Genomic DNA, 13695 nt, shown 5'->3' with positions numbered 1-13695 from the left:
TATCGAGCGATAAAGGGCCTTTTCGGTTTTCAGCCGTTCGCGAACCAACGAATCGATTTCACCACTGGACGCGTCGTGCGGGATCAACGTTCGTGTGACTTTGGGCAGTTCGGCAACGTCGGCCGGGTAATCGCACTCATGCGTGACACCGACGAGTTGGTCGCGAAGCCCCAAAGCACAGACAATTTCGGTCGCGCTGGGCAAAAGAGAAATGATTCGCATTGCAGTTCCGCTGGATTCTTGTAACGAGATCGAAATCGTTACAGATCACTGACTGCTTTGCAATCCGAGCAACGAGTCGGCCCACTGCATCGGCATGGACGCCAACGAGTTGGTCAGCACTTCGGACCACCACTGCGTCGTTTCCGCTAAGTCGGATTCCGTATAACGCTGGAATTGAGGATGTCGCGACTGATTAGGGATGACCGCCACGTCGATCGGGTAGTCGACGTCGGTCACGCTGGTTCGCGTGGCGTCAAAGGCGAGCAGCGCCAACGCCACGGCCGAGCGTAATGGGGTTTCGTAATTCAACAAACGGTCCAGGATGGGTTTGCCGTAATAGGTGCGTCCGATCATAAAGTAAGGTGAATCCATTGCGGCTTCGACCCAATTGCCCTCGGGATAAACGTAAAACAATTGCGGCGATTGGTCGGCCAGCAAACAGCCGCCGATGATCGCGTGCATGTTGAATGTATGGCCGGTCGACGAGAGCGAGGGGCCATCTTCATTGCGAACGCGTCTGAGTTGCTCGCCAAATAAGTTGGCGAATTGGTACAGCCGCTCGACGGGAGTTTGCGTTTGTCGCAAGGTTTCTTCGACGTAGATCAGCGTCTTGTCACGAACGGAACGAAGCCCGCTCGTCATCGTGAACAGCGATGCGTCGCCGTGCTGAAACTCGGCCAGTTTTTGCTTATTGACTTGTTCGCTACCACGAGTGATGCGTGTGTCTGCCAGTGCCACGATTCCATCACGTACCTGGATGCCAATACAAAACGTCACGAGATTGCCCACGTTGAATGGAAAAGAAACGGAAAACCGCTCTGATAGTGCACAATCCGTTCCAAAAGTGTTATTGGTTTTCAGGTTGTCGCGGACATCGCTTTTTCTAGCGAATCTGGCCAAGAGTTTCGGCGGGGGAATCGATGCCAAAACGAAAAGTCTTGGCGACTTCCGCGACGAAAGCCTAACACCCGATGACAAGCCGGAGGCTTGTCCCGCATTTGGATTAACTCAGTGCGGGCTCGTCAAGCGGTTCGACTGCGTAGGATTCGTTGTCCGGGTTCAGTGTCAAGCGAAACGAAGCAGTGACATGGGGGCTCTGCGTTTTCAGGGCATCGAAAACCGACTGCATCGTTACCGCATTCAACTGGGCGTCTTGCGGTCCACAGGCGTCAACGACCACCAAATGAGTGACGTCGGGCGCCATCTCAATTTGGTTTTGCAGGTAGCCTTTTACCAGTGGGTAGGGCGTCAGCGGACGCGGACTGTTTGCACAAAATGCATCATAGGGTGCTTTGTCCGAGAAACCATAGATGACGTGATAGGATGACACCGAATCGTTAGGCATCAACGTCGGTCCGATACGCACTTTATCGAAGTTGAGTACGTAGCAGGGCGTGGCAAGGGTGATTGTATTCATCGGAGTCAATGTGGATGTAGAGGAAAGTGATTTAGAGTGATCGTCCAAGTGTGCCGAGGCAATTCGAGGACGCGTTGATGACGAATCTTTGCGGAGACGACGAAGGGGGCCAGCGCGGAAGGCATCTGCGAGTGCGGCGGGGACTTTTGCCTCGGCCAAGACGAATGCGGCTCGGTTGCGGCTGACGTGGGCTTTCATTTTCTGCTCCAGCGCGACCGCTTCGGCGCGACGGCCTTCGGCAAACGCGCGAGCGATACGCGTGTCGGCGTCGGCTTGGTCACTTTGCAATCGAGCGCCAATGTTTTCACCGACATCAATGTCGTAAATGTCGATCGAGACGATGGCAAACGCAGTATTAGCGTCTAGTCCGTTGGTGATCGCTCCTTTGGAAATCGTCGACGGCATCTCCAAGACATCCATGTGTGTTTCCGCCGACCCAATCGCGGTAATGATGCCCTGACCCACGCGAGCGATGATGGTTTCTTCGGTTGCCCCGCCGATCAATTGTTCCAAATTCGTTCGCACGGTCACGCGTGCACCCACTCGCAACTCCACTCCGTTTTTCGCGACGGCGCTTAACGTATGCGAACCACCACCTTCGCTGCGAGGACAATGGATGACTTTGGGCGACACGCTCGTTTGAACCGCCAACAACACGTCTCGCCCGGCGAGGTCAATCGCCGCGGCACGATCAAAATCCAAGTCGATACCCGCGCGATGTGCGGCGATCTGAGCTTGCACGACATTCATCACATCGCCACCAGCCAAATGATGAGCTTGCAACCGATTCGTGCTCATCCCAGTGTTGCGATCGATCGATAAACCGGCTTGTCTTGCCATGATTTTCGCTGTCACGATCAAGCGATGCTCGACACGAAGGAAACTCATCACAATCAAACTTTTCATTGTGATGTCAGCGCCTGACATATAAGCTTGCAGCCAATACGATCCCCACTTGGCAATGATCGTAAGGATCAGCAAACTCAAAACGACTGCGAAGACACCCAGCCCCACCATCACTTGCCAGAAACTGGGAAGTTCTAATTCCGCAACAAAATCGAACACAACCGCCACCTTTTGTTGGGCAGTCCACAGGCGACTCGTCCACAGAACCATTGCTTTGGACGCAGTCAAGTTTCAATCGAAACCCGCGATAGATGCAGTTCGCGAAGAGGGGTTGATCGAAGAATTGTGTGTTAGAGGTAGCCGATGTGTCCAATAATTTGTGGGGATTGTCGGCTACCACACCTCTCTATTTAGAATCCTAGAGGCGTGCTGGCAAAATGCAATGCCCCCAAGAGCCGTGTGTCGTTGGCGTACGTTGTTGGCGTACCATGATCCTCGTTGACCATTTCCCTACTCCTACACCACTGAGGACGTAGGATCGACACAAATTGAGCTTCAAGACAAGACGGCGCTGTTGTCGCTCTGGCGTGGCCTCGCGGCAACCGTCAATGCGATTCTTGCCTGGGCCAACGGCGCCGGAGGGCGTGTCGCAGTTCGTCGCTGATTTGGCTCGCGATGGCAACGAGGCTTGCGAGCGGGGCAACAAGACTTGCGAACAGGTCGAGACCGAGTTTTTTAAAAAAGGTCCGTCCGACCTCATCGATCCCGCGTTTTGAAACCGTCGACGAAATTGCAAATAGGTGTGTGTTTGTTGCATCAGAGCAAGTGTCAGCGATCACCGGTGCGGCGGTCCGTGTTGACGGAGCAACGGTCAACGTGATCTTCTCGAATTCGATATCATCAGGGTGATGTTCAATGTGCGATGCTCGCTTGTCGACCAACGGCGTTTTTTCATCAAACATTTATTCTAGAGCCTATTTCGCGGTTTTTCCAAGCTTCCACGCATTGGTCATCCATCCGCAGCCGTTGTCTGTCGGTTGGCATAGCATGTGCTCTGCTTGCCCGAGGGCCTATGCTGAAATAATGCCCAATTGATGTCACCGCTTTGATTTTTTGCGAGCCCTTCCAACACTGCCTTGACGCGAGCGAAAGTTGACGAACATGAATCCAGCCAACGTTGTGCAGTCCAGTGCGGTCCGAACGGACACTTTTTTTGACGATGTGTTGGACGGGTTGTCACGTCCCGCCAAAACACTGCCAAGCAAATACTTGTATGACGAGCGCGGTTCGCAGTTGTTTGATCAGATCTGTGAACTGGACGAGTACTATGTGACGCGTACCGAATTGGCGATCATGCAGCAGCATGCCTCGTCAATTGCTCGCCAAATTGATACCGATGTAATGTTGGTGGAATATGGCAGCGGCAGCAGTCTAAAAACGCGTGTGCTACTTGATGCACTTTCACGACCGGCTGCTTACGTGCCGGTCGATATCTCCGAAGAGCATCTGCTAAAAACCGCAGAGCGATTGCGCTTGGCCTATTCGGGTTTGAACGTGCTGCCCGTTGTTGCCGATTTTACTCAGCCGTTTAGGTTGCCCGATTGTGAGCCGCCTGCTTCACACGTCGCGTTTTACTTTCCCGGTTCTACGATTGGCAATTTTACGCCGCCGCAAGCGGGAGAACTGCTGCAACAAATGGCTGCAATGTTGGGGCAACAAGGCGGATTGTTGATCGGGATCGATCTGCAAAAAGACATCGACGTCTTGCATGCTGCCTACGATGATCGCGAGGGCGTCACCGCCGCGTTTAGTCTGAATTTGCTGAACCGCATCAATCGCGAACTCGGAGGCAATTTCGATAGCGATCGCTTCGAGCATCGTGCTGTTTATAACACTTTGCATCACCGGATTGAGATCAGCATTGTGAGTCTGGCGGATCAAGTGGTTTCCATCGGCGACCACGCGATTGACTTTGCTGCCGGCGAAGCGATCTTGACCGAATATTCCCACAAATACACTGTGGATGGATTTGCGACGTTTGCGCGGAAATACGGATTTCAACTGCATAAATCGTGGACGGATGCGCAAAATTACTTCGCGGTTTTGCACCTTGTCATTGAATAAAATACGTCTTTGAATGATTTAAACGCTATCGAAGTTTGACATGACTACTACTGCTGCTGCGACCGCATCGTTGGGGGATTCACTTCGTGCCTCTTATCTCGCTGTGCGGAGTTTTACCGACCAGATTGCCGAGCCTCTGTCAGCGGAAGACTGCACGGTGCAGTCGATGGACGACGCCAGTCCTACGAAATGGCACCTTGCGCACACCACTTGGTTTTTCGAAACCTTCATCCTGCGGACTCAGTCGGATTACCGCGAATTTGATTCCGAGTTTAATTTTCTGTTCAACTCGTATTACAACTCGATTGGCCGCCAATATCCTCGGTCACGTCGCGGATTGATCTCGCGACCGGGGATGCAGCAAGTCAAGGATTACCGCGACCATGTTGATCGCGAGCTGTCGAAACGATTGGAGTGTGACGAGTTTGCGACCGAGGCGGCCGAGTTATTGCAGGTTGGAATCAACCACGAACAGCAGCACCAAGAATTGATGCTGACCGATGCCAAGCATATGTTGTCGTGCAATCCGACATGGCCAACCTATCGGGACGATCCGTTTGACAGTGCTGCAACGCCGTCTGACGCGAATCGATGGATCGAGGTGCCCGCAGGGATGTACACGATTGGGCACGGGGGTGACGGTTTTGCCTACGACAATGAATCGCCTCGTCATTCAGCCCATTTGCACGCGACATCGATTGCCACAACGTTGGTGACCAATGGCGAGTATCTCGAATTCATCGAAGACGGTGGTTACAAACGCCCCGAGTTTTGGCTTTCAATGGGGTGGGCCACCGCCGAACAAAACGATTGGAACGCACCGCTGTATTGGCATCAGCGAGACGGTCGATGGCATCAATTCACGCTCGCAGGTTTGGTTCCCGTCGAAGCGGCTTGGCCGGTAACCCATGTCAGTTATTTCGAAGCCGATGCATTCGCTCGCTGGGCGGGCAAGCGGTTGCCGACTGAATTTCAATGGGAAGCGGCGTGTCAGATCATTGCGAAATCATCAGACACGTCGCTCGAACAAGAGCCGTTCGCCGATGTGCTGATGCAGCAAAACAAGTGCATTCATCCGACGCGATCTCCCGATGGACTAATGGGCGCGGCGTGGCAGTGGACGTCCAGCAGTTATGCGGGCTATCCTGGATACTGCCCGCCCGCCGGCGCGGTTGGCGAGTACAACGGCAAATTTATGTGCAATCAATATGTGTTGCGCGGCGGCAGTGTCGCAACTTCGAGCAATCATATTCGTGATACCTACCGCAATTTCTTTCCGCCCGAAGCTCGCTGGCAATTTACCACCATCCGGCTCGCTGACGACTAGCCCCCAATGCCATCTACTTTGGTAGCGGCACGGCGCGAGCCGTCCGGTTGAGGCGAGTAAAATGTTCGGTTTAGACCGGGCGAGGCCCCGCGCCGCACCGCTACAAACGCCACCCGTTTAGTGCCAAAGTAGATGGCATTAGACTAGCGCCGTCGGAACCATTGTCAGCATAGCGGAACGCGTCAAACGTTTCTCCCTGCTCAGCATTCTGTCACGCTAATTTGGCGCCGTTATCGATCGATTTGTCAGGGATCGCTAGCACAACGGAACCATCGTCTCGATAGAAACCTGCGATCAAAAATTCTGACAAGAATGGGCCGATCTGTTTCACCGGAAAATTGACCACTCCGATGACTTGGCGGCCCAGCAGTTCCTCTTTGGTGTATAGCGATGTGATCTGTGCGCTCGTTCGTTTGATACCCACGTCGGGACCAAAATCGACCGTCACCTTGTACGCGGGTTTTCTCGCCTCAGGAAAATCTAATACCGCGATGATGGTTCCCGCGCGCATCTCGACTTGTTCGAAATCATTCCAGTCGATTGTATTTTTCAGACTCATTTTGTTTCACCACATTCGTGTCGGAATTGCTCTAGAAAGGTACGCATGAATTGCTCGCGTTGCCCCGCGATCCGGCGAGCCGCGTCGGTGTTCAGCAAATCATGTAGTTTGAAGAGCTTTTCGTCAAAGTGGTCGATTCCCGTTTTCTGCTTGGGTTCCATGTTTTCGGACAAGTAGAAAGGTTGTCCGATCGCGGCGCCGTATTCGATCGTTCGGACGATTCCGATCGCCCCAAGGGCATCGAGTCGATCGGCGTCTTGCACGATCTTGGCTTCAAGTGAAAGCGTGGATCGATCGGCGGCTTTACGAAACGAGATGGTATCGACGATCGTGGCGACGTGTTCGATTGTGTGACGGTTGAGGTGGAACTGCGACAAGATTTCGCGAGCAAATTCGGCACTTCGCTCCTGCCCATTGTGAAATTTTGCATCGCCAAGATCATGTAGCAGCGCAGCCAATTCGACGACAAATCGATTGCCGCCGACTTCCGCTTGGATTTCGCGAGCCGATTTGAGCACACGCAAGACGTGGTCAACATCATGACCGGCCTGTTGTCCCGCCATCCGTTCACGAACCAGACGCTGGACGTGTTCAACTATTTCTATTTCGGTGTGCATCATTGTGGGATAGGCTTCTAGCCTGTCATCGGGTGCAAGGCGTGGGATAGTCTTCTCGCCGGTCATTTTGCTCGAAAAGACAGGGGAGTCGCATATCCTACATTACTTCCCAGAGAATCAGCCGTTTCGGTCTGAGGATATCCTCGCCCCCTACGGACGAATCGAGGTTCTTACACGGGCGACAGGCGGGTTGATCAAAAGGAGAAGCGATCACATCGACCGGCAGCGAAACGCCGCAGTTTGGACGCGAGGATCTCATTGCTTCTCCTCTTCATTGTGCCGTAGCAAACTGTGCCGTAGCAAACTGTGCGCATCAAACTGTGCCGTAGCAAACTGTGCCGCATCAAACTGTAGGGCAGGGCATACGGACGGCGTGGGCGTTACCCCAATGCCATCTACTTTGGTAGTGGGACTCGCCAGAGTTCCTGGTGTTTCAACAGCAAAGATGGGGATTCTGGCGAATCCCACTACTTGAGCATCCCCCAATAGTTGCCAAAGTAGATGGTGTGGGCGTTACCCGGTAAGTCTATCGAGCCGAGTGCAGCAGTTCTTTGTTCCACCACTCGAGATACTGATCGGCGGAAACATTCGGGTCGAGGCCACGCTTTCGCTGTGTATTCTCATACCACTTTTGTTTTTCTGCGGTGATCGCGTCGTGATAGGCTTGGTCGCCTTCACGGATAGCCCCTTGGTCACCACTGGATTCGATCCACTGATTCAGCTGAGTCCGCATCCGTTGCAGAGTCTCCTCGTGCTCGGGATTCTCAGCGAGGTTGTGAAGTTCGTCAGGATCTGATTTCAAGTCGTACAGTTCTTCGGCAGGTCGTGTTTTCTGCATCATGCGTTCTGCCTCGGGGCTGAGCTTGCCTTGGGCGCGCAGCACTTCCAATAGCGTGACCACCGGATAGGACAGCTGCTTGTAGCTGCTGGTTTGCGTGTAGGGGCGGTCGGGATAAAAGTTGCGGATGTACTTGTATCGCGTGTCGCGGATGGCTCGGATGCGGTCGGCGGCTTCGCCACACCGGTCACGGGCGGCAAAGATGAACTCTCGACCTTTGAAATCGTCCGCCAGAATATCAACTCCTTCGGTCCGTGCATGCGGCGTGATGTTGGCGGCACGTAAACATGTCGGAGCGACATCAATCAAACTAACCAACGCATCGCTGCTGGTGCCAGGATGATCGATCATCGGACCAGCAACGATCAGCGGCGTATGAATCCCCTCGTCGTACAGCCATTGTTTCCCCCAAACATGAGGCCGACCGTGATCGCCGAACAGCATGATCAGCGTGTTTTCACGCAATCCTTCGGCATCCAATCGCTGCAAGATCGCCGCGACATGTTTGTCACCCTGTTCCACCGACGCTAAATAGTTCGCCATGTCAGCGCGAGCCACCGGATGATCGGGGACATTCGGCGGTAAGGTTACTTTGTCAGCTCGTTCGGGGTCGTCGTCATGGACAAAGGGGCGATGAGGTTCGTGGATTTGCACTTGAGCAAAAAAAGGTTGCCCATCGCGACGTTGAGACCAGTCGTCGCCATGAAATTGATCGTCATCGGCGACGAAGTTGTAATCCCGTTTGGCTTTGCCTTTGGCTCCCGGTGGCTTCAGGTCGCAGACAAAATAGCCTGCATCGCCAAACTGTTGCATCACCGTTTGCACACCCTCGGGCAACGGTTTCATTTTCCGTGTGCGATGGTGATGTGCACCAATCGAGGTTTGATACATCCCCGTGACCAGTGCACTTCGCGAGGCCGAACATACCGGCGAGGTAGAAAAACAGCGAGTAAAACGAACCCCCTCGCTGCTCAACTGGTCCATGGCCGGCGTCGAAACGTGTGGCGTTCCATAACAGCCGATTTCCGGTCCAAGATCATCCAGTACGATCCACAATACGTTCGGCCGCTGGTCCGCCAACACAGTCCCAGGCGTTAAAAAAGCGAGGGCAAACATGCACGCGATCAGGCGAAACATACGTGGTGGTATCCGTGAAATGGGTTGAGGTGGGGGACGTTTAGGTGAGGATTCGTTTTCAACACGACGCGCAAACCAGCGAGTCGCGCCATCGCGGTCAATCGCCAATTGGGAATCGCTACTTCAACACGGCGGGATTTGCTTTGCCGTCCTCGTCCAGGTTGTCGGTGACCCACAAAATGCCTCGAACGACGACGTCCATGTAGCGAGCGTCGGCGACGGTTTCGTTTTGGTGTCCAAGCGAAGTGCTGAAGATCTTGGTTTTCTGAGGACCATAGTGATTGGTCCATGCGATCACGGCGGTCGATTCCGTCGCTGCCGCGTTGGGGTCTTTCTTCAAGACCTTTTTATTCGGCGGCATCATTTGTTTGCCTTCGATCAGTGCGCTGGCACCGGCATACACACGAATGTTGTTGTACAGTTCTTCGTTGATTGTTGTCCAGTTTTCAAACCCTTTCATGATCGGGTGGGTTGAATCGGTGCTGAGCACATCGATGGGCAATTTGGGACCATGGCCTGTGGATTGCAGACCAATCATTTCGTACCAGCCTGCGTTGTCGGCGCCGGGCTGCACGGGCGATCTGTAATTGCCCCAGCGGTAGCTGTGCATCGCACAGTGCAGATTGACCGCCGGAGTGCCGTTGCGATGAGCGGCGAGGATTCGATCGACATAAGGACGCTCGATCACATTGGCCGAACACTCATCGTGCAAAACGACATCATATCCCTTGGCCCAATCATCGGATTCGTAGATGTCAAAGCGGGCGGTCGTGGTGGTGTTTTCACTTAGCTCGACGGTGACTTTGGCATTAAGACGCTCTTCGATCCCTTTTTTCAGTAGCTCGTTTTGGGTTGCGTAGTCGTGGCAGCAACCGCCTGCGACCAACAATACCTTTAGCGGATCGGTTTTCTTAGCCGCCTCTTCCGCTGCCGTCATGGATTGGCTTTGTAGCGTCCCCAACACGAGGCCGGTGATCAGAGTTATTAAGCGGAGGGAAGTGATTCTCATTGTCTCAACAGCGGGAGTGGAGGGAAATTTGGGTTGGTCGTCTAGCGACTGGGATGGATTCGGGGCGGCCCGCCCTAGTTTACTTGCGTAGGTAGTGAAAGTTAAACCGTGGATTAGGCGACATCGTCCGTGATTCGGATATCAGCTTGCTGAGCTCTACGGCCGTCTCGGGATGTTGGGCGGCGACATTCTTCGTTTCGCCGGGATCGACGGACAAATCATACAGTTCGATGGGCGAATTCGGATTCTTGTCGACATTGTAGCGAACCCCCTTCCAATTGCCTTTGCGAACCGCGACACGCCCCCGCATCTCAATGAATTCCCAATAAAGATAATCGTGTTTTTGCTGTTGTTCCGGTTTTCCAAGCAGCGTGGGCAGGATCGAAACGCCATCGGTGTTGCCCGGTAGCGGTTTGCCGACCAAATCGGCCATCGTTGGCAAAAAATCCCAAAATGCCGAAATCTCGTCCGAGACACTTCCGGCTGGGATCGTTTCGGGCCACACGGCGATCATCGGTACGCGAACGCCCCCCTCATAGAGATCCCGTTTGAAACCTCGCAGCGGTCCGTTGGAATTGAAGTAATCGGGATCGTGACCTCCTTCTTTGTGGGGGCCATTGTCGGACGAGAAAATGATTATCGTTTCGTCCGTGATGCCAAGAGAGTCCAGTTCCGCCGTGATCTCACCGACATAGTCATCCAACACGTTGACCATCGCGGCAAACGCAGCGTGCGATTCGGGTTGCCCCGCATAGTAGTCATCGGGGTAGTTGGATTCGGGCAGAAATTTGCCTCGATACTTCTTCATGTACGATTCCGGCGCCACCATGTCGGCGTGCGGCTGGACGGCGGCGTAGTAACAGAAAAAGGGCCCGTCTTTGTGGTCTCGAATAAACTTCAATGCTTGATCGTGAATCAAATCCGGTGCGTAATCATGTTTGTGAGACGCGACGTTGCCCCAGAGCAGTTCGCGTTCTTCGTCGCTCCATAAAAATGCGGGATAATAACAGTGGGCGATTCGTTGACAATTGTACCCGTAGAAACGGTCAAACCCCATCTTCAGCGGTTCACTGGCGGTGCCAGGTGCCCCTAGTCCCCATTTGCCAAAGATGCCGGTTTTGTATCCGGCACGTTGCAAATGTTTTGCCACGGTGTAGGTATCCGCTGGCATCGGTTCTTGGCCTTCGGGCGATACTTCCGCATTGCCTCGCACAGCCCCGTGGCCGGTGTGAAATCCGGTCAGCAGTGCACAACGCGACGGAGCACAAACGGTACTGCCGGAATAGTGCTGGGTGAAACGCATCCCCCGCTGGGCCAATGCATCAATGTTGGGAGTCTCGAATTTGGTCTGCCCATAACAGCTGAGGTCGCCATAGCCGAGGTCGTCGGCCAGGATGTAAATCACATTAGGGGTACGTGGCTGGTCCGCATTCGCCACGCTGGCTGAATTCGCCACGCTAGCGAAAAGAGAGACAAGTGCGCACAGGAGTAGACCGGAATGGATTTTTTTCATGAGGCTTCGCAGCGAGTTGTTGGTGGAGCGATACGCTAATAGATTACTTAAAATCTTTCATCCATTGTCGAATTTTTATCCGTTCACCGTTGCTATCCGCTGGGGGCTCGAAAGCCCACATTGTTCTCGATTTTGACGTTGGTCGAGTCGGGGGACTGGGCGATGACCGGTTCGTGATCAAATCCGGTGGCAGTGTTGTCGACGATATTCACGTCATCGCAATAATGCAGATCGATCGACGGAAACTCGTTGTTGGCAGGGTAGTCACTGCTGAAGTCCAGCTTGTTCCCTGATATTGTCAAACCGCGGACCGATCGCGTCTGGGCCACCAATCCATTAAAGCTGCGGATGGTGTTGTTGATAAACCGGACGTTACGGTGGAAATGGCCTTCGCCCAATCGTTGTTCGTCGGTTAATAGTGGAGAAGCGAGCAGCGGATAGACGGCACCGCCTTCGAAGCCAATGTTGTCGAAAACGTTGTTCGAGATCGTGACGTCTTGGACTCCTCCCGACTCGTACCATTTCTTGTTGTCGCCTTCGATCAAAATGCCGTGCATCTGCGACGAAAAATAGTTGCTGTCGATCAACACTTTGCCTTTGGTCGTGATCAACGCCCCTCGTGCCCGGTTCTGACGAATCGTGTTGTGCTTCATCACCACGTCGGGATACCAGGTCAAATTCTCTAGCGAAAGCGGCCCGGTTGGCAGTTCCTCAGGCACATCGGAAACCGTGATAACAAATCGCTCTTCATTTAGCACCACAACGTTTTCCACCACGGTTTGATGAAATGGCAGAACGGTTTCGCGAGACAGGATAGCGACTTGGTCACCGGGGCTGGCGAACGTCAGCCCCCATTGTTGCGGATGGCTGATCGCGCAGATGAAACGGTTTTCCCCCAAATATTCTTCGACTTTGACATACGCACCGTGAACGTTGATGCCGTCATCGAGCATGTGTTCAAACAGGCAGTTTTCGAGTTTTACGGTACCGCGGCATCCGACAAAGTGGGTGGCGTCGGCGCGGGTGGCGACCAACCGATCCGGGGTCGACGTGACGACCATCTTTTCAAGTGTCACGTTCTCGGTTCGCTCTGCGATCAACGCCATCCCGCCTGCCGCGTAGACCGTTACGTTTTCGACGCGAACATCACTGGAATTGGCAATGTGGATTGCCGGGCACAAGCGGCTGGTTGGATTCACCCCGTAGGTAATCAACACCGATCCGACCGGAGGCAGAGCTCGCCCTCGAGCATTGAAGCGTATTCGGTTCTTGCCAGCCGCGGTCACCTTGACGGGCTTCGAGTAATTGACGCCATATTTTTTAGTGTTGTAAATCGGCGATTGCGTATTGGGATCAAACACGATGTTCGATCCAAACGGATCGCTCCAGCCATCGCGTTCAAACCACACCTCACCATGTTTGATTGAGTACGGATATCGATCACGGTCCACCTCGACGGTAAACGTGTCCTCCTCTGTATCATTTTCGACCACGGTCAATTCGCTCTGAAAGGGCTTGTCCCAATCGATCGAAAAGTTCTTTAGGGTTGCGCCGTGACAGCCATCAATGACGACGGGACTGATCCGACCATGAAACAGGAACGTTGATCCGCCACCGTCGATCGTGATGTTGTTAAATCCAAACAATGGGAATGCCATTCGTTTTAGACTGTTGTCGTGATTCGAGACGGCGCGAAATTGTTCAAGAGCGTTGTCAGGAAGAAATTTGTAGGTGCCTTTGGGGAAAACAAGGGTGATGTTGCTTTCGCCTTCGACCGATTGAATCAAACGAAGCAGCGGGTAGGTGGCATCTTGCCCAGGAACGACCCCATGGTCGGCAACGCTAATTTCTTCGGCGTGGGCAAGCGACGTTGTCCCAAACGAAGTCAACAGAATCAGTAAACCAAGCAAATTGAATTTCATCGTGTACGTCTCTGGCTTTGGTGCTTTGTCAGCATGCGGTGCTGTACGCAGCGATTAGACTCGACCGAGATTGGGCTGCGATCCTTGCCCTCGGTTTTTTGCCCCACCGCAGTCGCCGGTTTGATGCACGCGCCCCCCGCTCGCACGTCACCGCTCTCTTAATC

At 53.6% G+C, this 13695-nt stretch carries 10 protein-coding genes and 2 pseudogenes; 2 read left to right on the top strand and 10 right to left on the bottom strand.

Translation table 11 applies throughout. The features are described 5' to 3' along the window. The 4 genes and pseudogenes from RMSM_RS31240 to RMSM_RS31225 form a co-directional block, all read right to left on the bottom strand. Positions 1-222 (bottom strand): annotated as a pseudogene (locus tag RMSM_RS31240) (cobalamin-binding protein); the annotation flags it as partial. 45 nt (positions 223-267) lie between these two features. Next, on the bottom strand, positions 268-999 hold the full coding sequence (locus RMSM_RS31235) for a proteasome-type protease (RefSeq protein WP_040770469.1): 732 nt from the start codon (positions 997-999) through the stop codon (positions 268-270). Between the two features lie 748 nt (positions 1000-1747). Beyond that, a pseudogene (floA, locus tag RMSM_RS31230) lies at positions 1748-2656 on the bottom strand (flotillin-like protein FloA); the annotation flags it as partial. A gap of 434 nt (positions 2657-3090) precedes the next feature. Continuing rightward, entirely contained in the window at positions 3091-3447 is a 357-nt protein-coding gene (locus tag RMSM_RS31225) for a hypothetical protein (RefSeq protein WP_008706962.1), read from the bottom strand. Between the two features lie 199 nt (positions 3448-3646). Between RMSM_RS31225 and egtD the strand changes: the two genes are divergently transcribed. Together egtD and egtB are read left to right on the top strand one after the other, a co-directional pair. Then, complete coding sequence (egtD, locus tag RMSM_RS31220; RefSeq protein ID WP_008706961.1) at positions 3647-4609, top strand: L-histidine N(alpha)-methyltransferase; 963 nt, start codon at positions 3647-3649, stop codon at positions 4607-4609. A gap of 40 nt (positions 4610-4649) precedes the next feature. Then, positions 4650-5936, top strand: a complete 1287-nt coding sequence (egtB, locus tag RMSM_RS31215; protein ID WP_081614402.1) for an ergothioneine biosynthesis protein EgtB — start codon at positions 4650-4652, stop codon at positions 5934-5936. Between the two features lie 211 nt (positions 5937-6147). On the opposite strand, the gene RMSM_RS31210 is transcribed toward egtB, so the two are convergent. From RMSM_RS31210 to RMSM_RS31185, 6 genes are all read right to left on the bottom strand, one after another. Then, on the bottom strand, positions 6148-6495 hold the full coding sequence (locus tag RMSM_RS31210) for a tRNA-binding protein (RefSeq protein WP_008706958.1): 348 nt from the start codon (positions 6493-6495) through the stop codon (positions 6148-6150). Next, complete coding sequence (locus RMSM_RS31205) at positions 6492-7115, bottom strand: HD domain-containing protein (RefSeq protein WP_008706955.1); 624 nt, start codon at positions 7113-7115, stop codon at positions 6492-6494. The genes RMSM_RS31210 and RMSM_RS31205 overlap by 4 nt, the downstream gene beginning before the upstream one ends. A 523-nt stretch (positions 7116-7638) precedes the next feature. Further along, positions 7639-9087 carry a sulfatase family protein gene (locus tag RMSM_RS31200; RefSeq protein ID WP_144058091.1) on the bottom strand — a complete coding sequence of 483 codons (1449 nt, stop codon included), beginning with the start codon at positions 9085-9087 and terminating at the stop codon, positions 7639-7641. A gap of 118 nt (positions 9088-9205) precedes the next feature. After that, positions 9206-10096: a ThuA domain-containing protein gene (locus RMSM_RS31195; RefSeq protein WP_081614401.1), complete on the bottom strand. Its 891-nt coding sequence runs from the start codon at positions 10094-10096 to the stop codon at positions 9206-9208. Between the two features lie 79 nt (positions 10097-10175). Beyond that, positions 10176-11552 (bottom strand): arylsulfatase, encoded by a 1377-nt coding sequence (locus RMSM_RS31190; RefSeq protein WP_008706946.1) that lies wholly within the window; start codon positions 11550-11552, stop codon positions 10176-10178. Positions 11553-11701: 149 nt separating this feature from the next. Further along, a complete protein-coding gene (locus RMSM_RS31185) occupies positions 11702-13531 on the bottom strand; it encodes a right-handed parallel beta-helix repeat-containing protein (RefSeq protein WP_008706944.1) in 1830 nt (609 codons plus the stop codon). Between the last annotated feature and the right edge of the window lie 164 nt (positions 13532-13695).

The organism is Rhodopirellula maiorica SM1 (assembly GCF_000346295.1).
Taxonomy (GTDB): domain Bacteria; phylum Planctomycetota; class Planctomycetia; order Pirellulales; family Pirellulaceae; genus Novipirellula; species Novipirellula maiorica.
Note: the sequence above shows the minus strand (reverse complement) of the source record. Positions and strands in the feature narration are given on the sequence as shown.